This window comes from Ruegeria sp. AE3 (genome assembly GCF_056542225.1).
The window spans coordinates 644,526-665,046 of record NZ_JBQFZL010000001.1; the positions used below are offsets into that span (position 1 = coordinate 644,526).

At 56.8% G+C, this 20,521-nt stretch carries 23 protein-coding genes; 10 read left to right on the top strand and 13 right to left on the bottom strand.

The features are described 5' to 3' along the window. The 3 genes from ACR0NZ_RS03185 to ACR0NZ_RS03195 form a co-directional block, all read right to left on the bottom strand. The gene (locus ACR0NZ_RS03185; protein ID WP_480516891.1) at nt 1-1,041 is read right to left on the bottom strand and encodes an enoyl-CoA hydratase/isomerase family protein; all 1,041 of its coding nucleotides are present in this window, start codon (nt 1,039-1,041) and stop codon (nt 1-3) included. A gap of 7 nt (nt 1,042-1,048) precedes the next feature. Next, nucleotides 1,049-2,191: an acyl-CoA dehydrogenase family protein gene (locus ACR0NZ_RS03190; RefSeq protein WP_480493274.1), complete on the bottom strand. Its 1,143-nt coding sequence runs from the start codon at nt 2,189-2,191 to the stop codon at nt 1,049-1,051. A 110-nt stretch (nt 2,192-2,301) separates the two neighbouring features. Next, nucleotides 2,302-3,417, bottom strand: coding sequence for a carboxylate-amine ligase (locus ACR0NZ_RS03195; protein ID WP_480516893.1), 1,116 nt, complete (start codon nt 3,415-3,417; stop codon nt 2,302-2,304). A 137-nt stretch (nt 3,418-3,554) separates the two neighbouring features. On the opposite strand from ACR0NZ_RS03195, the gene ACR0NZ_RS03200 reads away from it, so the two are divergent. Next, nucleotides 3,555-4,406 (top strand): class I SAM-dependent methyltransferase, encoded by an 852-nt coding sequence (locus ACR0NZ_RS03200; RefSeq protein ID WP_480516895.1) that lies wholly within the window; start codon nt 3,555-3,557, stop codon nt 4,404-4,406. 71 nt (nt 4,407-4,477) lie between these two features. After that, entirely contained in the window at nt 4,478-4,954 is a 477-nt protein-coding gene (locus ACR0NZ_RS03205; RefSeq protein WP_480516897.1) for a fasciclin domain-containing protein, read from the top strand. Nucleotides 4,955-5,022: 68 nt separating this feature from the next. On the opposite strand, the gene ACR0NZ_RS03210 is transcribed toward ACR0NZ_RS03205, so the two are convergent. Together ACR0NZ_RS03210 and ACR0NZ_RS03215 are read right to left on the bottom strand one after the other, a co-directional pair. After that, a complete protein-coding gene (locus ACR0NZ_RS03210) occupies nt 5,023-5,568 on the bottom strand; it encodes a L,D-transpeptidase (protein WP_480517736.1) in 546 nt (181 codons plus the stop codon). Nucleotides 5,569-5,807: 239 nt separating this feature from the next. After that, nucleotides 5,808-7,307 carry a CoA-acylating methylmalonate-semialdehyde dehydrogenase gene (locus ACR0NZ_RS03215; RefSeq protein ID WP_209596112.1) on the bottom strand — a complete coding sequence of 500 codons (1,500 nt, stop codon included), beginning with the start codon at nt 7,305-7,307 and terminating at the stop codon, nt 5,808-5,810. A 125-nt stretch (nt 7,308-7,432) separates the two neighbouring features. Here ACR0NZ_RS03215 and ACR0NZ_RS03220 point away from each other — a divergent pair, with 125 nt between their 5' ends. The 3 genes from ACR0NZ_RS03220 to coaD all read left to right on the top strand — a co-directional run bounded on the left by ACR0NZ_RS03220 (nt 7,433) and on the right by coaD (nt 9,392). Further along, on the top strand, nt 7,433-8,314 hold the full coding sequence (locus ACR0NZ_RS03220; RefSeq protein ID WP_480476727.1) for a LysR family transcriptional regulator: 882 nt from the start codon (nt 7,433-7,435) through the stop codon (nt 8,312-8,314). 60 nt (nt 8,315-8,374) lie between these two features. After that, complete coding sequence (locus ACR0NZ_RS03225) at nt 8,375-8,812, top strand: CBS domain-containing protein (protein ID WP_480472559.1); 438 nt, start codon at nt 8,375-8,377, stop codon at nt 8,810-8,812. Nucleotides 8,813-8,897: 85 nt separating this feature from the next. After that, the gene (gene coaD / locus ACR0NZ_RS03230; RefSeq protein ID WP_480516899.1) at nt 8,898-9,392 is read left to right on the top strand and encodes a pantetheine-phosphate adenylyltransferase; all 495 of its coding nucleotides are present in this window, start codon (nt 8,898-8,900) and stop codon (nt 9,390-9,392) included. Here coaD and gap (ACR0NZ_RS03235) read toward each other — a convergent pair. The 3 genes from gap (ACR0NZ_RS03235) to gap (ACR0NZ_RS03245) all read right to left on the bottom strand — a co-directional run bounded on the left by gap (ACR0NZ_RS03235) (nt 9,389) and on the right by gap (ACR0NZ_RS03245) (nt 11,692). Further along, complete coding sequence (gap, locus tag ACR0NZ_RS03235) at nt 9,389-10,393, bottom strand: type I glyceraldehyde-3-phosphate dehydrogenase (protein WP_480516901.1); 1,005 nt, start codon at nt 10,391-10,393, stop codon at nt 9,389-9,391. The two genes, coaD and gap (ACR0NZ_RS03235), sit on opposite strands and share 4 nt — an antisense overlap. A gap of 82 nt (nt 10,394-10,475) precedes the next feature. Then, complete coding sequence (locus tag ACR0NZ_RS03240; RefSeq protein WP_480493268.1) at nt 10,476-10,619, bottom strand: hypothetical protein; 144 nt, start codon at nt 10,617-10,619, stop codon at nt 10,476-10,478. A gap of 71 nt (nt 10,620-10,690) precedes the next feature. Further along, on the bottom strand, nt 10,691-11,692 hold the full coding sequence (gene gap / locus ACR0NZ_RS03245) for a type I glyceraldehyde-3-phosphate dehydrogenase (RefSeq protein WP_480516903.1): 1,002 nt from the start codon (nt 11,690-11,692) through the stop codon (nt 10,691-10,693). Nucleotides 11,693-11,873: 181 nt separating this feature from the next. Between gap (ACR0NZ_RS03245) and ACR0NZ_RS03250 the strand changes: the two genes are divergently transcribed. Both ACR0NZ_RS03250 and ACR0NZ_RS03255 read left to right on the top strand, forming a co-directional pair. After that, nucleotides 11,874-12,833, top strand: coding sequence for a DUF808 domain-containing protein (locus tag ACR0NZ_RS03250; RefSeq protein WP_480516905.1), 960 nt, complete (start codon nt 11,874-11,876; stop codon nt 12,831-12,833). Further along, nucleotides 12,820-13,242 carry a hypothetical protein gene (locus tag ACR0NZ_RS03255; protein ID WP_480516907.1) on the top strand — a complete coding sequence of 141 codons (423 nt, stop codon included), beginning with the start codon at nt 12,820-12,822 and terminating at the stop codon, nt 13,240-13,242. The genes ACR0NZ_RS03250 and ACR0NZ_RS03255 overlap by 14 nt, the downstream gene beginning before the upstream one ends. A gap of 45 nt (nt 13,243-13,287) precedes the next feature. On the opposite strand, the gene tkt is transcribed toward ACR0NZ_RS03255, so the two are convergent. Then, nucleotides 13,288-15,312: a transketolase gene (tkt, locus tag ACR0NZ_RS03260; protein WP_480516909.1), complete on the bottom strand. Its 2,025-nt coding sequence runs from the start codon at nt 15,310-15,312 to the stop codon at nt 13,288-13,290. Between the two features lie 236 nt (nt 15,313-15,548). Here tkt and ACR0NZ_RS03265 point away from each other — a divergent pair, with 236 nt between their 5' ends. From ACR0NZ_RS03265 to ACR0NZ_RS03275, 3 genes are read left to right on the top strand one after another with little or no spacing between them, the layout of a single operon-like run. After that, nucleotides 15,549-16,292 carry a hypothetical protein gene (locus tag ACR0NZ_RS03265; protein ID WP_480516911.1) on the top strand — a complete coding sequence of 248 codons (744 nt, stop codon included), beginning with the start codon at nt 15,549-15,551 and terminating at the stop codon, nt 16,290-16,292. Then, entirely contained in the window at nt 16,292-16,687 is a 396-nt protein-coding gene (locus ACR0NZ_RS03270) for a cell division protein ZapA (protein ID WP_209504034.1), read from the top strand. The genes ACR0NZ_RS03265 and ACR0NZ_RS03270 overlap by 1 nt, the downstream gene beginning before the upstream one ends. Beyond that, the gene (locus tag ACR0NZ_RS03275) at nt 16,684-17,031 is read left to right on the top strand and encodes an MliC family protein (RefSeq protein WP_480472575.1); all 348 of its coding nucleotides are present in this window, start codon (nt 16,684-16,686) and stop codon (nt 17,029-17,031) included. Before ACR0NZ_RS03270 ends, ACR0NZ_RS03275 begins: the two co-directional genes overlap by 4 nt. Nucleotides 17,032-17,037: 6 nt before the next feature. On the opposite strand, the gene grxD is transcribed toward ACR0NZ_RS03275, so the two are convergent. From grxD to purL, 4 genes are all read right to left on the bottom strand, one after another. After that, nucleotides 17,038-17,400, bottom strand: coding sequence for a Grx4 family monothiol glutaredoxin (gene grxD / locus ACR0NZ_RS03280; protein ID WP_480472577.1), 363 nt, complete (start codon nt 17,398-17,400; stop codon nt 17,038-17,040). Further along, nucleotides 17,387-17,677: a hypothetical protein gene (locus ACR0NZ_RS03285; protein ID WP_480493261.1), complete on the bottom strand. Its 291-nt coding sequence runs from the start codon at nt 17,675-17,677 to the stop codon at nt 17,387-17,389. The genes grxD and ACR0NZ_RS03285 overlap by 14 nt, the downstream gene beginning before the upstream one ends. 185 nt (nt 17,678-17,862) lie before the next feature. Then, nucleotides 17,863-18,099 carry a BolA/IbaG family iron-sulfur metabolism protein gene (locus tag ACR0NZ_RS03290; protein WP_480472581.1) on the bottom strand — a complete coding sequence of 79 codons (237 nt, stop codon included), beginning with the start codon at nt 18,097-18,099 and terminating at the stop codon, nt 17,863-17,865. A gap of 135 nt (nt 18,100-18,234) precedes the next feature. Next, nucleotides 18,235-20,394, bottom strand: a complete 2,160-nt coding sequence (purL, locus tag ACR0NZ_RS03295) for a phosphoribosylformylglycinamidine synthase subunit PurL (RefSeq protein WP_480493260.1) — start codon at nt 20,392-20,394, stop codon at nt 18,235-18,237. Between the last annotated feature and the right edge of the window lie 127 nt (nt 20,395-20,521).

The window sequence follows — 20,521 nt, forward strand, 5'->3', positions numbered from 1 at the left end:
TTAATCCTCTTCGAAAGTCAGGGCGTCCGCACCCAGGGGCTGAAGCATTTTCGACACGGCAACCAGAGGGACGTTCATGTCAGGAAACTGCCAGTTCGGATTGCGATCCTTGTCGATGATCTGAGCGCGGATACCTTCCAGAAAATCTCCATGCTCCATCGCGCGGTAGGTGAAACGATACTCCATCTCCAGAGCTCGGCGTATGGTCAGAGAAGGGGTGCGCAGGCGGTGAAGAATCTCGATCGTGCAGGCCACGGAAAGCGGCGCGTTCTTCCTCAGCATGCCCAGAGTTTTCGCCGAAAACTCACTGTCGTCGCTGTGCAGACTGTTCAGAACGTCGCCAAGGGTTTCACCGGAAAAATGCTGGTCGATCTGGGCCTGCAAGTTCGCCAATTCACCATCAGAAGGTGTATCGGCATGGTCAGCCAATAGTTCAGCGTTTCCAGAGGCTTCGAGCAGCTCGATCAGATCGGACCATTGTGATTGCGGGATGAAAAGATCGGCAAACCCTGCATAGATCGCATCCGCAGGCCCCATCCGATAGCCCGTTGTCCCCAGAAACTCACCCGTGCGTCCGGGTGCAAGGGCCAGCATCAAAGAGCCGCCGACATCCGGCACCAGTCCGATGGAGCATTCTGGCATGGCAATCTTTGCGCTTTCACCCACAACGCGATGGCTGCCATGGCATCCGATGCCAACACCGCCGCCCATCGCGAACCCCTGAAGAAAGCTGATGACCGGCTTTGGATATTCGAAGGTCAGGGCATTCAGACGGTATTCGTCACACCAGAATTTCTGACCGTAAGAAAAATCGCCCTTGGTGCCGGTTTCATAAAGTTCAGCAATATCACCGCCCGAGCAGAAGGCTTTTTCCCCTTCGGCGTCCAGGATGATCAGGTCGATCTCATCGTCCTCGCGCCAGTTGCGCAGCGCTGTGTCGATGGCCATGCACATGTCATAGGTCATCGCGTTCAGCGCATGAGGACGGGTCAGGGTGATACGCCCGGCACGGCCTGTGGTGCGGATATCGATATCTGACATGGATGCCTCAGCGATTGGCAAGCAACTGGCGCGATACGATCACACGCATGATCTCGTTCGTGCCTTCCAATATCTGGTGCACACGAAGATCACGCACAAGCTTTTCGATGCCGTAATCAGCAAGGTAGCCATAACCACCATGCAATTGCAGGCACTGATCCACCACTTTCGATCCGGTCTCAGTGACGAATTTCTTGGCCATGGCGCAGAACTTCGTGGCATCGGATGCGCCCTGATCCAGCTTCCAGGCTGCCTGCCGAAGGAACGTGCGCGCGGCCTGCAATTCGATCTCCATATCCGCCAGACGGAACTGAAGGGCCTGAAACTGGTCGATGGATTGGCCAAAAGCCTTACGTTCAGACATGTATTGCAGCGTCATGTCCAGCCCCGCCTGAGCGGCCCCAAGGGAACAGGCCGAAATGTTAAGCCGCCCGCCATCCAGCCCCATCATCGCATATTTGAACCCGTCTCCTTCCGTGCCCACAAGGTTTCCGGCCGGTATCTTGCAATCGTCGAACTGAACTTGCGCGGTGGGTTGGCTTTTCCAGCCCATCTTCTGCTCGAGCGCGCCGAAGCTGAGTCCGGGCGTGCCGTCTTCAACGTAAACGGTCGATATCCCTTTGGGTCCATCCTGACCGGTACGCACCATGCAGACGTAAGCGTCGGAATATCCGCCGCCTGAAATGAAGGCTTTTGTTCCGTTCAGCGTATAGCCTTCATTGGTTCGTTCGGCACGTGTTTTCAGCGCCGCCGCATCCGATCCAGAGCCGGGCTCGGTCAAGCAATAACTCAGCACAGTTTTCAAGCTCAGAACATCGGGCATAATGCGCGCCTTGAGGTCATCGTCGGCAAAATTGTCGAGCATCTTGGCGCACATGTTATGGATCGACAGGAAGGCTGCGACCGACGGGCAGGCCATCGATAAGGCCTCAAAAACCAGGGTTGCATCCAGACGGGTCAGGTTTGACCCACCGCTAGCCTCTGACACGTAAAGGGCACCGAAGCCAAGCTCTCCGATTTGGGGCCACAAGGTTTTGGGGATCGTTCCATCAGCCTCCCATTGCCGGGCAAAAGGGGCGATATGTTCCTGCCCAAAGGCATGTGCCATATCGAAAATGGCTGTTTGTTCCTCGCTGAGTGCGAAATCCATGGCGCTCCCTCCCATCGGCAATGAATTGAACAGTTGTTTATTTCTGAATTCTTACAGAAATTTTGCAGGTTCAACAATGGCTCTGGGCACGGGGCTGTTGTCGTTAGTGCCTAAAGATCCGCATGGAACTCTTCGATCAGGTGGCGTACGACGGCCTTGCCGGGATCTTCTCCTCGTGCGGCAGCCTCGGCGTGAACGCGGCGCTGGCGTGTGGCCGAGGTGCCGTTTTCGGCAATCTGCCGCAGGCGGGCCAGTTCCGACATTGTGCCCAGTGCCTCGGCATCTTCGGCCAGCAATCCCATCAGATCACCGATCAAATCGGACATGGGTTTGATCGAGCGATCGCCGAAGTCGATCAATCCTTCGCCCACACCATATCGCTGTGCGCGCCAGCGGTTTTCACCTATAAGAAAGCGATCATATTGCCGCCAGCGCAAGTTGCGATCTTTCAAGCGGCACAGCATTCTGGTCAACGCCTGAATAAGGGCGGCAAGTGAAAGCGTGTGCTCCAACCTTGGCTGGACATCCATAATCCGCGTTTCAAGCGTTGGAAAGCGATGCGAGGGGCGCAGGTCCCACCAGATCTTAGTGGTATCTTCAATGACCCCCAGTTCAATCAAAATACCTGTCGTGCGTTCATATTCGCCCCAGCTTGCAAAGACCGGCGGCAGACCAGTGCGCGGCAAATTATCAAAGACAGTCAGGCGGTACGAAGACAGGCCCGTATCCTCGCCATTCCAGAAAGGCGAGGACGTGGACAACGCCAGAAGATGCGGCAGGAAGTAAGACAATTGCGGCATCAGATCAGAACGCAATGCTTGGCTTTCAACCCCGACATGAACATGCATTCCGCAGATCAGCATCCGGCGGGCCACGCCCCCCAGCGCATGTTGCAGCTCATCATAGCGTTCTTTGCGGGTGTGATGCTGATCCTTCCAGTTTGCGAAAGGGTGGCACGACACGGCAATTGGCGACAGATTATAATCCGCTGCCCGTTCTGATACACAGGACCGCAGGCGTTTCAGGTCCTCGCGCGCCGAAGCGACGGTTGCATGCGGGCGGGTGCCGACTTCAATCTGGCATTGCAGGAATTCGGGGCTGACCTGACCTTCGAAATCATTCTGACAGGCTTCCATCAGCGCTTCGGGGGCTTCGGACAATTGGAGGCTGTCGCGGTCTACAAGAAGGTATTCTTCTTCGATCCCGATCGTGAATTCCTGCTGCATGGCGGCCCTCGCGGTAGTTATTTCGATCAGTGAATACGGAAATTTTCTTTTTGCCAAGGGTTTGCCCGGCTTGTCCTTGCAGAGGAACGACTAGCAAAGGTAAGGAACATCGCAGCAAAGACTACGGAGCCAGCGACTTGAAACCCAGAAAATTCCCGCAGATCAACGCCGCCCTGGATGAGCTGGGTGTGAAACTGGTCGACAAGGTCACCGAACAGGATGAGCGCACACGGTTGAAAGCTTTTGAGGCTGCCGGAGGTCTGACGCGCCCCGTCTATGCTTTGTCCCCGGGGATGGATGGGTTTGATATTTCGCAGCTGGCCAGTGAATACGCCATGCACAAGAATGCGCTAGAGGCGCTAAAGGATCCAGAGCGCAATCAGACTGGCTATCGTACCGGAAACGGCTATTACGACAGCCCGGACGCGGATGCCTTGTATCTGATGATCCGCCGCTTTCAGCCCCGGCGGGTGATCGAGGTTGGATGCGGTAACTCGACCCGAGTAACCCGGCAGGCGGTCATCGATGGCGGGTTTAACACCACAATTACGGCCATCGATCCGTATCCCCGCGCTGACATTGTCCATGTTGTTGATCGGTTCGAACAAAAACGGCTGGAGGAGGCCGACCCGGCGCTGTTTTCAGAGCTGGAAGCCGGCGACATCCTGTTTATTGATTCCAGCCACGTCGTGCGGATGAGCAACGACGTCGCTCATCTTTTTTGCCGCATCATTCCAACACTGAAGCCCGGAGTGGTGATCCATGTGCACGATGTTTTTCTGCCCTACGAATACCCCAAGCGGTTCTTCTATGATTGCCCAGGTTGGGGTGAGCAGTACATGCTGCACGCTTTGCTGCAATCTGGCGCGTATTCAATGCTTTGGCCGGGATATTACTTGCAACAGGATCGACCCGATGCTGTCGCCGATTTGCCCTTTTTGGCTGAAGGGCGCGCGCAAAGCATCTGGGTGCAGCTAAAAGAAAAATGATCTCAGACTGATCCGGCGTGACGAAAGCCCCGTATCCCTTTCCATAACAAGCTGGAGAGGAGAAGACAGCCATGTTTCGTCGTACTTTTATGGGTGCCGCCGCCGCATTTGCATTTGCCATGCCGCTCAAAGCGCAGGCTGCAGATATCGTTGATACCGCTGTAGCAGCCGGATCGTTCAACACGTTGGTGGCCGCAGTTCAAGCCGCAGGTTTGGTAGATACCTTGAAAGGAAAAGGTCCATTCACCGTCTTTGCCCCGACAGACGAAGCCTTTGCCGCACTACCCGAAGGCACGGTGGAAACGTTGTTGTTGCCGGAGAACAAGGATCAACTCGTATCGATCCTGACATACCATGTAGTACCAGCCAAAGTGATGTCCGGCGACATTGCTGGCAAGCGCGCCAAGGTTCTGACTGTTCAGGGTGATCGGCTTAGCGTGAATGCCAAAAACGGCGTCAAAGTGAATGACGCCAAGGTCATACAGGCAGATATTGAAGCCAGCAATGGCGTGATCCACGTGGTCGACGCTGTTATCCTGCCGGAATGACGCTCTGTTCCTTAAGAGATCAAAGCCCCGGCGTATGACCGGGGCTTTTGCTTTTCTGAGCTGGTAGATTAGATCAAACGAACCTGTGTGCCGACCTTAACCAGCGGATACAGTTCTTCGACATGCTGGTTGTAAAGGCCGATACAGCCAGAAGAGCTCTGCCGGCCGATCTTGCGGGTGTCATGCGTGCCATGAACCAGGTAAGCGGGCCAGTCCAAATACATTGCACGTGTGCCCAGCGGGTTTCCGGGATCACCGCCATCGATCCGAATAGGCAGGCTGGGGTCACGCTCGCGCATCGAGGCAGTCGGTGTCCAGCTTGGAAACTCGGTCTTGCGCACAACTTTTGTGTAGCCGCGTTTTGTAAGCTCTTCGCTCATGGGAACAGAGCTGGGGTACAGCTTATAGGTGCCATCCGGTGCCCAATAGTGAACCGCGCGGCTGGTAATGTCGGCCAACAGGCAGCCTACGCCCAGCTCATCAAAATGGTCCTGCCAGTTTTGCTGCGAGAAGGACGACACATTGCGCCGTACCGGCAACTGTGTGCTGATCGCGTCTTCGGTTTGCGGGAAAGCATCAGTGCTTTGTGCCCGAACAAGGGCGGGGGTCGCCATCAGGGATGCAACGCCTAGCAGGGCGGAACGACGGGTTATTCGGGATTGGGACAAGGTTGCCTCCGGTAAGTTCACTGCTCGCTGTGTATTTGGCGGCAAGATATTTCCATTGGACGCAATTTTCCAGAGCGACGCACCTGAATTTCTTGTGAGCGTGGGGAATTTGAAAGCTGGTCGGCGGAAAGATGCAAAAACCCGGCCCTGAATGGGGCCGGGTTCCATGGTCGTGCAGGCAGAAATCAGTCCATGGCTTTGAAGTTGAACTCGCCACCTTCCTTGATGCCGGACGGCCAACGTGCGGTCACTGTTTTGGTGCGGGTGTAGAACTTGAAGCTGTCCGGGCCATGCTGGTTCAGATCACCAAACATGGATTTTTTCCAACCACCAAAAGTGTGATAAGCCAGCGGAACGGGGATCGGAACGTTGATACCCACCATGCCGATATTGATCCGGCTCGCAAAGTCGCGCGCTGTGTCACCGTCGCGGGTAAAGATCGCTGTGCCGTTGCCGTATTCGTGGTCCATCGCCAGGCCAATCGCCTCTTCGTAGGAACCTGCTCGGACAGTCGACAGAACCGGGCCAAAGATCTCTTGTTTGTAGATGTCCATGTCCGGAGTGACGTGGTCAAACAGGTGCGGGCCGACAAAGAAACCGTCCTCATAACCTTGCAGGCTGAAGTCGCGGTTATCGACAACCAGCTTTGCGCCTTGCTCGACACCCGAATTGATCAGGCCAAGGATACGCTCTTTTGCGGCTGCTGTTACTACAGGGCCCATGTCGACATCGTCACCAGCGGTGTAGGGGCCTACTTTCAGCTTTTCGACGCGTGGGATCAGCTTTTCGATCAGCTTGTCCGCGGTTTCTTCACCAACGGGAACCGCAACAGAGATTGCCATGCAGCGTTCGCCAGCTGCGCCAAACCCGGCACCGACCAGCGCGTCGGCGGCCTGATCCAGATCGGCGTCCGGCATGACGATCATGTGGTTCTTGGCACCACCAAAACACTGCGCGCGTTTGCCGTTTGCTGTGGCGCGGCTATAGATATACTGCGCGATCGGGGTAGACCCCACAAAGCTGACGCCCTGAATGATCTCGCTGTCGAGGATCGTATCAACGGCCTCTTTGTCGCCATTCACGACCTGGAACACGCCTTTGGGCAGACCGGCTTCGACAAACAGTTCGGCCAGCATCAGCGGAACCGAGGGGTCACGCTCGGAAGGTTTCAGAACAACGGCGTTACCGCAGGCCAGTGCAGGACCGACATGCCACAGGGGCATCATCGCAGGGAAGTTGAAGGGCATGATCGACCCCACGACACCTAGCGGTTGGCGCATGGAATACATGTCGATGCCGGGGCCTGCGCTGTCTGTAAACTCACCCTTCAGCATCTGCGGTGCACCGATGCAGTATTCGATCACCTCCAGACCACGCTGCAAGTCGCCCTTGGCATCGGGGATGGTCTTGCCGTGCTCGCGGCTAAGTGCCTCGGCCAGTTTGTCCATGTCGCGGTTCATCAGGCCGACCATTGCCATCATGACACGTGCACGTTTCTGAGGGTTGGTTGCGCCCCATTCGGGCTGGGCAGCGGCTGCGGCCTCAATCGCCGCCGTGGTTTCCGCTGCACTGGCCATCGGGCACTTGTATTGAACCTCGCCCGTTGCCGGGTTGTAGACGTTGTCGAAACGACCGGATGTACCGGCGACCATTTCGCCGTTCAGGAAATGGGTCAGATCTTGCATCAATAACTCCTCCGATAGATTTATGCGCACAATAGGCTTGCAGAAATCCCGCGAACAGAGGCAATGTCTCAAAAGAGTTTTGCAAAAATGCAAAAGGAAGCGGTGTGACTCCAAACTGGGACGATATGCGGATCTTTCTGGCCGTGGCGCGCGAGGAAAGTCTTTCCTCCGCTGGTCGTATCCTGAAAATCGACCCCGCCACCGTGGGGCGACGTGTTGCGCGATTGGAAACGACGCTGGATTCTGCGTTGTTCACCAAGTCGCAGCAGGGCTATGTCCTGACACCGGCAGGGCAGCGCCTGTTGGAGCATGGGTTGCATGCCGAAGAGGCGATGCGCGCAGCGGCCGGAGCCGTGGCAGGATCCACGAAATCACTCAGCGGGCAAATCCGGATCGGCGCGCCAGATGGCAGCGCAAATTACCTGTTGCCCCAGGTCTGCGCCAGGATCAGTGATTCAAACCCGGAACTGGATATTCAGATTCTGGCTCTGCCGAGGGTGATCAACCTGTCCCGTCGCGAGGCCGATATGGCCGTGACCGTCAGCGCGCCAACCGCAGGGCAGCTTTTGGTCAAGAAAGTCAGTGACTACAAACTACACATGGTCGCGACCGATGAATATTTGAAACGTCACGAACCAATCCACTCGGTCGCTGACCTCAAGGGGCACCGGTTGATCGGTTACATCCCTGACATGATCTTTGACCGTGAACTGGATTACCTGAACGATATTGGGGTTGACCGTGTCGCGCTTGCATCGAACTCGGTCTCGGTGCAATTGCGGCAGGTCAGTTTGGGAACAGGCGTTTGCGTGGCACATGACTTTACGTTGCCGTTCCATCCGGGGCTACGGAAAATCCTGACGGATCAAGTGAGTCTGACACGAAGTTTCTATCTGGTCCGGCATGAAGGAGATCAGCGCAATGAACGGCTGAACCGCTTTGCCGATGCCCTAACGCGCGGCATTCGCGAGGAAGTGCTTCGATTGGAAGCAGATGCCGGTGCTTGACAGGTCGCCACAATCGCGCAACGCTTTGGAATAAGTGTTATTATTCCGGAGGAATTCTTCATGTTGGTACAGGCTATCCTGACGTCCAAAGCGACAAACGGCGTTGTAACGGTGGCGCCAACGGCGACAGTTTCAGAAGCCTCGAAAATTCTTGCGGAAAAGCGGATCGGGACGGTTGTTATTTCGGACGATGGCGGAGAAACCGCTATTGGAATTCTGTCTGAACGCGACATCGTCCGCGAGCTTGCCGCCAGCGGTAGCGGCTGTCTCGACCAGCCTGTAAAATCCTACATGACGCAGGATCTGATCACGACGACGCGTCAGGCCTCAGTTCAGGATATCATGGCCCGCATGACAGAAGGGCGCTTTCGCCATATGCCGGTTGTCGAAGACGGTAAACTGATCGGCATCGTCACACTTGGTGACGTGGTAAAGGCCCAACTGGCCGAACTGGCGATGGAAAAAGACGCTCTGGAAGGCATGATAATGGGGCACTAACAGCAAGGGGTGCCAAAGCAATCACTTGCACCTGCAGCAAAGTTGTGTTTGCTTGCGCAGAAATTTTGTTGCGCAGGAGGGCGCGATGCGGGTTGGTTTGTATCCGGGAACCTTTGACCCTATCACCATAGGGCACATCGATATAATTCGCCGGGCGGCGGCATTGGTGGATAAACTGGTCATTGGCGTCGCCATCAACCGGGACAAAGGCCCGTTGTTCTCGCTGGAAGAGCGCGTCGCCATGATCGAGGCCGAATGCGCCGAACTGACCGAACAAACCGGCACGGAAATCATCGCTCATCCCTTCGAAAATCTCTTGATCGATTGCGCAAGGGATGTCGGTGCGCAGATCATTGTACGCGGTTTGCGCGCTGTCGCGGATTTCGAGTATGAATTCCAGATGGTTGGCATGAACCGCGCACTGGACGACTCGATCGAGACTGTTTTTTTGATGGCCGAAGCACGCCATCAGGCGATTGCTTCAAAACTGGTGAAAGAAATTGCCCGCTTGAACGGGGACGTGTCAAAGTTTGTCACGCCCCGTGTCAATGCCGCACTGCGTGAGCGGTTAAGCGGTTAGGCTAGGGCGCCCATCGCGGCGGCCGTATCCAGCATCCGGTTCGAAAAGCCCCATTCGTTGTCATACCAGGCCAGCACGCGAACCAGCGTGCCGTCGGTGACTTTGGTTTCCGCCAGTGACACTGTCGAGCTGTGCGAGTCGTGGTTGAAATCGACCGAGACCAGAGGACGGCTTTCCGCCGCCAGAACACCGGGGATCTTTGCCGCGGCGTCAATGAACAGTTGATTGACCTCATCTTCGGTCGTTGGGCGCGAAACCTCGGCAACCAGATCAACGACCGAAACGTTCGGGGTGGGTACCCGGATGGCCTGACCCGTCAATTTGCCCTTGAGTTGCGGCAGTACCAGCCCCACGGCGGCGGCTGCACCGGTTGTGGTAGGGATCATCGACAGGGCTGCGGCGCGCGACAGGTAGGGGTCTTTTCCAACCGTGTCATGCACAGGCTGGCTGGCGGTATAGGCGTGAACGGTGGTCATGTTGCCATGTTTGATGCCAAGACCAGCGTCCAAAGCTGCGGCAACCGGAGAAAGGCAATTCGTGGTGCAGGATGCGTTCGATACGATCAGATCGTCGGCTGTCAGTTCGTTATCGTTGACACCAAAGACGATGGTTTTCACACCGCCGTCACCCCGTGCCGGGGCTGAGATCAGGACTTTCCGCGATCCGTTCTTGAAGTGACGTTCCGCTGCTTCGCGGGTGCGGAAAACCCCGGTGCATTCCAGAACAACGTCGATATCAGACCAAGGCAGGTCTTCGGGATTACGCTCACTGCTCAGGCGGATCGGGCCGCGCCCCACATCCATGCCGGCGTCTGTAAGCGTGACAGGGTTGGGATAACGGCCATGAACACTGTCAAACTCGAATAGATGCGCGTTCATGTCGGGTTTGCCCAAGTCGTTGATCGCGACGATCTCAACGTCTGTACGTCCGCTTTCCATCACCGCGCGCAGAACCCCGCGCCCGATCCGTCCAAATCCGTTGATCGCTAGTTTCAGGGTCATGGTTCGCTCCGTACAAATATCACAATTATATGAGTTAGCGCTAACAATTACACATCAAGAGAAATGTCAAGAAAAACCTCTGTCATCGCCAAAAAGCGAGCCAGTCCAGAAAGTCGTAAAGCTTCTTGCCGAGGAACAACATGTGCTCGGTACCATACAAGGCCACGTCCAGCATCATGCCCCCAAGCAATAGGACGCCAAGCCACATAGCAATTTGATTGTTCATGTCGGTTCCGAATGAAAATGCCCGCTCAGATAACCTGAGCGGGCACCAACGTACAAGCGAAGTCCGAAGGGTCAGTTAAGGCGGCCCATGGCGACGGCTACGTCTGCCATGCGAACCGAAAAGCCCCACTCGTTGTCATACCAGGCCAGCACGCGCACCATGCGATCATTGACGACGCGGGTCTGGTCGGGTGCGAAGATCGAGCTTTCTTCGGTGTGGTTGAAATCGGTTGATACCAGCGGCGCGGGCTCAAATCCCAAAACGCGCTGCATCGGGCCTTTGGCTGCTTCTTCGACGATTGCGTTGATTTCGGTCACCGAGGTGTCACGCGACGCACGGAACGTCAGGTCAACCGCAGAAACATTCGGGGTAGGAACCCGGATGGCGGACCCGTCCAGACGGCCTTTCAGGTTTGGCAGAACTTCACCCAAAGCTTTGGCAGCACCGGTTGAGGTCGGGATCATCGACATTGCGGCAGCGCGGGCGCGATAGAGATCACTGTGGCGACGGTCCAGCGTGGGCTGGTCTCCGGTATAGGCGTGAATGGTGGTCATGATGCCATGTTCAATGCCGACACCCTCGTCCAGAACCTTGGCCAGCGGGGCCAGGCAGTTTGTTGTGCAGGAGCCGTTCGACACCATGTTGTCATTCGCGGTCAGGGTGTTGTGGTTCACACCAAAAACGATGGTCTTGTTCACATTTTTGCCGGGGGCGGACAGCAGCACCTTGCCCGCACCGCGATCCAGATGTGTTTTGGCCTTGGTGCCATCATTGAATTTACCGGTGCACTCCAGAACGACGTCACAGCCTTCCCAGTCCAGTTCATTCATATCGTAGGTCGAAAACATCTGCATTGGGCCACGACCCAGATCCATCGTGTTGCCTTCGATTGAAACTTCGCGCGGGAAACGCCCATGAACGCTGTCATATTTCAGCAGATGCGCAGAGGTTTCCAATGGGCCGGTTGCGTTGACTTTGATCACTTCGATGTCGTTACGCCCCGACGCGGCGATGTGCGACAGGGTGCAGCGGCCAATACGGCCAAAACCATTGATACCGACCTTGATGGTCATGTGACGTCTCCTGATGCGCTTGCGTTGAGGGCCATATAGCGGCGAAATGGGAATCTCAAAAGGGCAAAAACGGCATATTTTTAAGGTGTTAGCGCAAACCTGCGACGGTTGCGCTAACGCTTGCGCTAGCCGTTGGATCAGGTAGGGTCCGGATGCGGCAGCGAACGGGAAAGGAAACGCGATGAGTGGTCTTTTGGCCTTGTTGGACGATGTGGCCGGGATCGCCAAGGTCGCGGCGACATCGGTGGATGATGTCGTGGCTGCGGCAGGCAAGGCAGGGGCCAAGACTGCAGGCGTAATCATTGACGACGCTGCGGTAACACCAAAATACGTTCAGGGCTTTGCCCCGGCGCGCGAATTGCCGATCATCTGGCGTATCGCGCGCGGTTCGGTTTTCAACAAAATCATACTCCTGTTGCCGGTGGCCTTGTTGCTGGCCAATTTCGCCCCGTGGCTGATCACCCCACTGTTGATGCTGGGTGGATCATATTTGTGTTTTGAAGGCGCCGAGAAGATTTTTCACGTCCTGTTTCCTCATGGTAGCCATGTAATTGAAGAGGATATGAAAAACCGGGACCCGGGCCATCTGGAAGAGCAGAAGGTCAAGGGCGCAATCAAGACCGATTTTATTCTGTCTGCCGAGATTATGACCATTGCACTGGCGGCGATCGAAGCCCCGAACCTATGGATGCAGGCCGCGACGCTGGCCGTTGTGGGGATCGGCGTGACGGTGGCCGTCTATGGGTCGGTGGCTCTGATCGTGAAAATGGATGATGTTGGGCTTTATCTGGCGCAGAACGCGCCGATACCTATCGGTCGCGGTCTGGGCCGAGGGTTGGTCAAGGCAATGCCCGGGGTGATGAAAATACTGTCCATTGTCGGAACAGCGGCGATGCTGTGGGTGGGGGGCTCGATCGTCATCCACGGGATGGAGGTGTTGGGCTTTGGATGGTTGGGCCATCATATCCATGATTGGGCCTATACCATTGGGCATTCTGTCTCTGATCAATGGGTTGGTGTGGTTGAGTGGGTGTCCAAGGCCACGATGGATGGCGTATTTGGTTTAGCTTGGGGGTTGGTTTTGATCCCTGTTGCAACCCGGATCATAGCACCAATGTTAAGTAAGAATGCGAAACACTGAATTGACCCGTTACCGTCTAGGCACGACGATCGATGGCCCGCTTATTCGAAAAGTGGGCACGCGCGGATTAAACGGCAGATCCTCAATTCTATCGGCTTTGAGTGTTGCGGCCGACGAAGTCCCATTCGATGAATCCGAGCTGTACAGTTTCTTGCATTTTCGTGTTGATACCGCTTTCAGGGCGCAGGAGCGTAGCCGTTGGTTCGGGGGACGCTTTTACAACGCTTTAGTGGGTCAATCGGCTACTTATGTTCCGCTGTCTGGAACCCATCTTCGCCAAGCGTTGTATTGTCTCGGCCTGCAAGAACCTGAGAAAGTGGTGGTGCAAGGACGGTATGAGTTGCGATTGGATTACGCTCTGAAAGCCTATGAAGAACTTGCACTTCGGGTTAAGGCTGAACCCAAATGAAAAGGGCGGCCAAGGCCGCCCTTTGCTCGATCAGGTGGGACTGATTTACAGCCCCAACAATTCCTTGACCTTTGCGACGGTCGCTTCGGCGGTGATGCCGAAATGCTTGTACAGTTCTCCCGCAGGGGCCGAGGCACCAAAGCTGGACATGCCGATGAACCCGGCTTTGGCTTCGCGGCCACGTTCACCCAGCAACCAACGATCCCAGCCACCAGCGCGAACCGCGGCTTCGATACCAACGCGGACCGGACCCGCCGGAAGGACGCGCTTGCGGTAGGCTTCGTCCTGCTGTGCGAACAGCTCCATGCAGGGCATCGAGACGACGCGGGTGCCGATGCCCTCGGCCTCGAGCATCGCTTTGGCTTCCATGGCCAGCGACACTTCGGAACCTGTGGCGATCAGGATTGCCTGACGCTTACCTTCTGCTTCGGCCAGAACGTAAGCACCTTGTGCGGTCAGGTTCTTGGTCTTGTGCTCGGTACGTACCGTTGGAACACCCTGACGGGTCAGCGACAGGACCGAGGGGCTGTCCTTGAAGGTCAGCGCCAGTTCCCATGCCTCGGCCGTTTCAATGGTGTCAGCCGGGCGGAAGACAAAAGTGTTGGGGGTTGCACGCGAGATCGCCAGATGCTCGACAGGCTGGTGGGTCGGGCCGTCTTCGCCCAGACCGATCGAGTCATGGGTCATCACGAAAACCGAAGGGATCTTCATCAGCGCCGCCAGACGCATGGACGGGCGGGCATAATCGGTGAAGGCCATGAATGTACCGCCATAGGGGCGGATACCACCATGCAGCGCCATGCCGTTCATCGCCGCCGCCATGCCGTGTTCACGGATACCATAATGGATATAGCGACCCTTGCGGTTTTCCGGAAGGAACACGCCCATATCGGCCGATTTTGTGTTATTTGACCCGGTCAGGTCCGCCGAACCGCCAACGGTTTCGGTCATGATCGGGTTTACAACGTTCAGGACCTTCTCCGACGACGAACGGGTGGCCAGTTTCGGCTGGTCTTCGGACATCTGCTTTTTGAAGGCGCGAATGGCTCCGGCCAGACGCTTGGGGGCCTCGAATGCATATGCGCGGGTGAACTCAGCCTGCTTACGCTCGGACAGTTGTGCGAAACGCTCTTCCCATTCCGAACGCTCGGCAGCGCCACGCGCACCGATAGCTTCCCATGCGGATTTGACACTGGCAGGCACGTCAAACGCGTCATGCGCCCAGCCATAAGCCTTCTTGGCGGCCTTCAGCTGATCCGCATCGGTCAGCGCACCGTGCCCCTTTGACGTGTCCTGCGCCGCGTGGCCCAGAGCAATGTGGGTTTTACACGCGATCATTGTCGGCTTGTTCGACTTCTTCGCCTGAACGATGGCCGCGTCGATGGCCTTGGGGTCATGACCGTCGATTTCAATCACATGCCAGCCCGAGGCCGCAAAGCGGCGAACCTGATCGGTGCGGTCGGCGATGTCGACGGTGCCGTCGATGGTGATGTTGTTGTTGTCCCAGAAGACGATCAGCTTGCTCAGCTCGTGACGACCGGCCAGGGTGATTGCCTCCTGGCTTACGCCTTCCATAAGGCAGCCGTCGCCCGCGATGACATAGGTATAGTGGTCAACAACCTTCTTGCCATAATGCGCGCGCTGGATTTCCTCGGCCATCGCAAAGCCCACGGCGTTCGAGATACCCTGACCCAGCGGTCCGGTCGTGGTTTCAACACCAGAGACCAGAAAGTTTTCTGGGTGGCCTGCGGTTTTTGCGCCCAGCTGGCGGAAATTCTTGATCTCCTCCAGCGTTACATCTGCATATCCGGTGAGGTACAGCAACGAATAGACCAGCATCGAACCATGGCCTGCGGACAGGATGAAGCGGTCACGATCCGGCCAGTTCGGGGCCGAGGCGTCAAACTTCAGATGCTTTTCGAACAGGACGGTCGCGACATCCGCCATGCCCATGGGCATACCGGAATGTCCGGAGTTTGCAGCGGCGACGGCATCAAGGGTCAATGTGCGGATGGCCGCAGCTTTGTCCCAGTGTTCGGGGTTGGCATTGCGCAGCGCAGTCAGGTCCACGGGCGTTGTTCCTTTGGATAAAAAGCAGATTGCGGGCTCAATACCACTCAGCACTCAAAGTGCAAGCAGAACCGGGGTTTATCCGCTTGGATTGCGTGAACTGCGTGGTCCAAGTGGTTGAAAGCAAACAGTGGGTATTTTCTGTCGCATTCCGTTAGACTGGCGGCAGGCGGGATTCGATTTTGATTCGGATCGCTTCGCAACAGAATGAACCTTGATAAAGAGGTGACAGGGGCATGAGCCAACTTGAGGAATTACAGCACCGCATTATTGCGGCGATGGACCGTATCGGAGCGGGCGTCGACGCATTGGGCGGCGCGTCCGTAGATGCCCGCCCGGAGGACGGCCTCCAGGCAGCGCTTGAAGATGAAAAAGTTGCGAACGCGCAGCTTCAGGAACGTCTGAGAACCCTAAAGGAACAGCACGAACAGGAAGTGGATGGGCTGAGAGCCGATCTTGAGGAGTTGCGAAGCGCTCCGACCAATACAGCCGAAACAGACGCTCTGCGTTCCGAGCTGGAAGAAGCCCGTGCGAAAATCGCGACGGTCGAAGCCGCGCGCGCTGAATTGGCCGAAGCCAAGGCCGCATTGGACAACAGCACCGAGCTGGAGGCGCTGAAAGCGGAAAACAGCCGTCTAAAGGACGAACTGTCAGATACAGTCCGCGTCGACGACCTGAGCGCCGAGCTTGAGATGCTGCGCGCTGAACGGACCAGTCACGGCGCTGCAATGTCGCGACTGGACGACGATCTGCAACGGATGCGCAAGGCAAACGAGCAGTTGCGCACTGCGATAGAGGAATTGCGCGCCGCCGCCGCCGAAGGTGTCGCAGATGCCGAGCTGCTGAACCGGGCCACCGTCGCGGAACTGGAAGCAACGCGCGCGGCACAGGCGTCAGACGCCGCCGAAGCGCAGGCAGTTCTTGCAAGGTTGGAACCTCTGCTGTCGCAGGCGAAACTTGTTGAAGGTGAGGTAGAGTGATGCCCGAAGTGACCATTCATATCGGCGGGCGCGGTTTTGACGTATCCTGCCGGGACGGGGAAGAGCCCTTTCTGCACGCTGCCGCCAAAGTGTTGGACGACGAGGCACAGGTGCTGTCCGATCAGATCGGTCGTATGCCGGAATCCCGCATGTTGCTGATGGCCGGCTTGATGCTGGCCGACAAGACTGCGGCAACAGAGGACAAGGTCAAATCGCTCGAAGGGAAACTGGCCGAAGCCGAAGCCGAGCTTCAGGCGCTGCGAAGCGCCCCGGCGCCCGAACCTGAGCGCATCGAAGTGGCTGTGGTTCCGCCATCTGTTACAGATACGCTGGCCGAACTGGCCGCACGAGCCGAAGCGCTGGCCGCAGTAGTTGAGGAGAAAAAGGCACGATGAAGGTCCTGCGCAAATTCATCTGTGTTGCGGCGCTGGTCATGCCCGCAACAACGGCACTGGCCGAAATCGATATTCTGTCTGTCACCTTCACCTGCGAAAACGGAATACCGCTGCCTGTTACCTATTTCAACGCACCGGATAGTACAGGGGCCGCGGCAACCTTGGTGGACAATTCTCTGGTTGTTATGCGTCAGGTCGAAAGCGGTTCAGGTATCCGCTACGAATCCTTTGGTGAAAGTGGAACCTACATCCTGCGCTCGAAAGGGTGGGACGCGTCGGTTAGCTATTTGGCGGCGGGCGCCGCCAATGAGCAGGAGATCTATCGGGGTTGTTCCAGCCGGTAGGCCGGATTACGCGTTTGCTTCGCGGATTTTGTCGGCTGCTTCCTTGTTGTAGCCGACATTATTTTCGTCGAACAACGCATCCAGTTCACCCGACAAGGTCATCTCGGTGATGATATCGCAACCGCCAACAAACTCGCCTTTGACATAAAGCTGGGGCACAGTTGGCCAGTCGGAATAATCCTTGATCCCCTGACGCACTTCTTCGTCGGCCAGAACGTTCACATCCGTGTATTCGACGCCCATATAGTTCAGCACGCCAGCCACGCGCGAGGAGAACCCGCATTGCGGCATTTCCTTGGTGCCTTTCATATACAGCACCACATCGTTGGCTTTGACGGTTTCGTCGATCCGGGTCTTAACGTCGGTCATCTTGTTTTCCCTTTTCATCCGCATCTGCGGGGATTGTTCCATCACTGGGCAAACTGAGTGCCCATCCTTCCGTTTCAAGCTGCCGGTGTTCAGCCTGCGCCATTTTCACCGGATCAAGCCCATATCTCTCAAGGCCGCCCATTTTGCTGAGTTCACCCGGATCCGGACGCATATCGGACAGTTTTCTTTTTCGGTTGCGTTTGACATAGGCTTCGATCAGCGCGGCGGCAACTATCAATGCTGCAAATAAACCTATCCAGAACAACAAGCCATTCATAATTGGGCACTCTCAACCTTTGCGCTGTGTGAGTTTTCGCCGTCTCATATTCCTTGTGACGCGCCAATATCTGGGCCCATATTTCAGTAGCTTCGGTAGATCACAAAACAGGATCGCCAAGGAGCTGATAACGTCTAAGAACAGAAAGGTTAGTCTCAGTAGAGCCCATCCTATCGGTTCGTCTGCTATTCAGGCACTTTCGTGGTCAATGCCAGTGCGTGCAGCTCTCCATCCGGGCCATCCATCTTGCCCTTCAGGGCCGCATAGACGGCGCGCTGTTGTTGAACTCGGTTTTTGCCGCGAAAGCTTTCGTCCACCACCATGGCGGACATATGAACACCGTCGTTGCCGCCAACCTGAATGACCGCATCAGGAAAGGCTTCTCGCAGCAGGTGTTCTATTTGATGGGCGCTCATCGGCATGTAGGTAACTCCTGAAGGTCTTTCCAAAGATGTAGAGCGCTTGAACCTGGCGCGCAAGGGCACATGAATGTGCCAAAACGACGAAACCTGCGCTTATTCAGGGCGCAGGTTTCGAGCGATATTTAAACAGCCTGATCAGGCGACGGCGTCGGCAAAGCTGTTGCGGAAAACGGCCGTCAGGTCTTCTAACGAGGCCTCCGAGCCGCCGATCCTGACGGTATCGCCAGTAAACCGACCTACCGAGACCAGCGGTACACCTGCCTGACCCGCCGCGATCATCAACGCTTCGGCCTGATCAAAGTTGCAAGCGACCAAATACCGTGCCTGATCTTCCCCGAACAGAAATTCCGTCGGTGCATCATCCAGACACACGCCTACCCCGGCGGCCTCGGCCAGTTCGAAGGCCGCAAGCGCAAGGCCCCCATCACTCAGGTCTGTGCAGGCCTTGATCATTCCACGATTGGCGCGAATGAAATCGCCGTTGCGTTTTTCAGCGTCCAGATTCACATGCGGCGCGTCGCCATCTTCTCGGTTGAAGACCTCGGCCAGAAGGGCGGACTGGCCCAGATGACCTTTGGTTTCGCCGATCACCAAAGCCACGTGGCCCTCGCGCACCTCGTTGCCGATGATTTCATCGCTGTGATTCAGCAGCCCGACAGCGCCGATTGTGGGCGTTGGCAGGATCGCCTGACCGTCGGTTTCATTATACAGCGACACGTTGCCGGATACGATCGGCATGTCCAGCGCGCCGACTGCGGCGCCGATGCCCTGAACGGCGCCGACAAACTGACCCATGATTTCGGGCTTTTCCGGGTTGCCGAAGTTCAGGTTGTCTGTTGTGGCCAGCGGTTTGGCCCCAACAGCCGTCAGGTTACGGTAGGCTTCGGCCACCGCCTGTTTGCCGCCTTCAACCGGGTTGGCGCGGACGTAGCGCGGGGTCACGTCAGAGGTGAACGCCAGCACCTTGTCGGTGCCGTGAACACGCACCATACCCGCACCCAGGCCCGGTGTCCGGTTTGTATCCGCCATCACCATCGTGTCGTACTGCTCATAAACCCACTGCTTGCCCGCGTAGTTGGGCGACGACAGCAGGGCACGCAGGCCGTCAATCGGGTCGATCTGAGGCACTTCGGCAAGGTCTTCGGCTTCGGGCGTCGGCACCCAAGGGCGATCATATTCGGGCGCGGTCGAAGACAGTTTGGACAGGACGAGATCGGCCTTGACCTCACCGTTATGCATGATCAGGAAGCGATCCTCGGCAATCGTTTCACCGACGATGGCAAAGTCCAGGTCCCATTTCTCGAACACGGCGCGGGCTTCGGCCTCAAGCTCGGGCTTGAGAACCATCAGCATGCGTTCCTGAGATTCGGACAGCATCATCTCATAGGCTGTCATATTCTCTTCGCGCTGGGGGACGTTTTCCAGATCCAGGCGCACGCCCAGACCACCCTTGTCGCCCATCTCAACGGCGGAACAGGTCAGGCCCGCAGCACCCATGTCTTGAATCGAGATCACGGCGCCGGTCTGCATCAGCTCCAGTGTTGCTTCCATCAGGCGCTTTTCGGTGAAGGGATCACCCACCTGAACAGTGGGGCGTTTTTCCTCGATGGTGTCGTCAAATTCGGCCGAGGCCATCGTTGCGCCACCAACACCGTCGCGACCAGTTTTTGCACCAAGATAGACCACCGGCATGCCCACGCCCGACGCGGCAGAGTAGAAGATCTTGTCACTGTCGGCCAAACCGGCGGCAAAGGCGTTCACAAGGCAGTTGCCGTTGTAAGCCGGGTGAAAGCGGACCTCGCCCCCAACGCAGGGAACACCGAAACAGTTGCCATAGCCGCCAATACCTTCGACCACGCCGTTGACCAGCTGGCGGGTTTTGTGGTGGCCGGGTTCACCGAAGGACAGCGCATTCATCGAAGCGATCGGGCGCGCGCCCATTGTGAACACGTCCCGAAGGATGCCGCCGACACCCGTTGCCGCACCTTGGTAGGGTTCGATGTAGGACGGGTGATTGTGGCTTTCCATCTTGAAAACCACGGCCTGACCGTCCCCGATATCCACGACACCGGCATTCTCGCCCGGGCCGCAAATGACTTGAGGCCCCGAGGTTGGAAGAGTGCGCAACCATTTCTTCGACGACTTGTAAGAACAATGTTCGTTCCACATCGCCGAGAAAATACCAAGCTCGGTAAAGGTCGGTTCACGCCCGATGATCTCGAGGATCATGTCATATTCCTCGGGCTTGAGCCCATGTGCTGCAATCAGATCGGGTGTGATAGCGGGCTCTTGCATCTTCTGTCCTGTGTCCAAGTGGGCCGAGATTGCGCGCCTTGTAGGGCAAGCGCGCGCGTGTGGAAAGGGTCAAGACGGCGCAGGTCGCGTCTTTCAAAGAAAAACGGAACCGGCATCACGGCCGGTT

Excerpts from the sequence above, each read along its gene's own strand:
- ACR0NZ_RS03185 (WP_480516891.1), bottom strand. The coding sequence starts at position 1,041 with ATGTCAGATATCGATATCCGCACCACAGGCCGTGCCGGGCGTATCACC.
- ACR0NZ_RS03190 (WP_480493274.1), bottom strand. The coding sequence starts at position 2,191 with ATGGATTTCGCACTCAGCGAGGAACAAACAGCCATTTTCGATATGGCA.
- ACR0NZ_RS03195 (WP_480516893.1), bottom strand. The coding sequence starts at position 3,417 with ATGCAGCAGGAATTCACGATCGGGATCGAAGAAGAATACCTTCTTGTA.
- ACR0NZ_RS03205 (WP_480516897.1), top strand. The coding sequence starts at position 4,478 with ATGTTTCGTCGTACTTTTATGGGTGCCGCCGCCGCATTTGCATTTGCC.
- ACR0NZ_RS03210 (WP_480517736.1), bottom strand. The coding sequence starts at position 5,568 with ATGGCGACCCCCGCCCTTGTTCGGGCACAAAGCACTGATGCTTTCCCG.
- ACR0NZ_RS03215 (WP_209596112.1), bottom strand. The coding sequence starts at position 7,307 with ATGCAAGATCTGACCCATTTCCTGAACGGCGAAATGGTCGCCGGTACA.
- ACR0NZ_RS03220 (WP_480476727.1), top strand. The coding sequence starts at position 7,433 with ATGCGGATCTTTCTGGCCGTGGCGCGCGAGGAAAGTCTTTCCTCCGCT.
- ACR0NZ_RS03225 (WP_480472559.1), top strand. The coding sequence starts at position 8,375 with ATGTTGGTACAGGCTATCCTGACGTCCAAAGCGACAAACGGCGTTGTA.
- coaD (WP_480516899.1), top strand. The coding sequence starts at position 8,898 with ATGCGGGTTGGTTTGTATCCGGGAACCTTTGACCCTATCACCATAGGG.
- gap (WP_480516901.1), bottom strand. The coding sequence starts at position 10,393 with ATGACCCTGAAACTAGCGATCAACGGATTTGGACGGATCGGGCGCGGG.
- ACR0NZ_RS03240 (WP_480493268.1), bottom strand. The coding sequence starts at position 10,619 with ATGAACAATCAAATTGCTATGTGGCTTGGCGTCCTATTGCTTGGGGGC.
- gap (WP_480516903.1), bottom strand. The coding sequence starts at position 11,692 with ATGACCATCAAGGTCGGTATCAATGGTTTTGGCCGTATTGGCCGCTGC.
- ACR0NZ_RS03250 (WP_480516905.1), top strand. The coding sequence starts at position 11,874 with ATGAGTGGTCTTTTGGCCTTGTTGGACGATGTGGCCGGGATCGCCAAG.
- ACR0NZ_RS03255 (WP_480516907.1), top strand. The coding sequence starts at position 12,820 with ATGCGAAACACTGAATTGACCCGTTACCGTCTAGGCACGACGATCGAT.
- ACR0NZ_RS03265 (WP_480516911.1), top strand. The coding sequence starts at position 15,549 with ATGAGCCAACTTGAGGAATTACAGCACCGCATTATTGCGGCGATGGAC.
- ACR0NZ_RS03270 (WP_209504034.1), top strand. The coding sequence starts at position 16,292 with ATGCCCGAAGTGACCATTCATATCGGCGGGCGCGGTTTTGACGTATCC.
- ACR0NZ_RS03275 (WP_480472575.1), top strand. The coding sequence starts at position 16,684 with ATGAAGGTCCTGCGCAAATTCATCTGTGTTGCGGCGCTGGTCATGCCC.
- grxD (WP_480472577.1), bottom strand. The coding sequence starts at position 17,400 with ATGACCGACGTTAAGACCCGGATCGACGAAACCGTCAAAGCCAACGAT.
- ACR0NZ_RS03285 (WP_480493261.1), bottom strand. The coding sequence starts at position 17,677 with ATGAATGGCTTGTTGTTCTGGATAGGTTTATTTGCAGCATTGATAGTT.
- ACR0NZ_RS03290 (WP_480472581.1), bottom strand. The coding sequence starts at position 18,099 with ATGCCGATGAGCGCCCATCAAATAGAACACCTGCTGCGAGAAGCCTTT.
- purL (WP_480493260.1), bottom strand. The coding sequence starts at position 20,394 with ATGCAAGAGCCCGCTATCACACCCGATCTGATTGCAGCACATGGGCTC.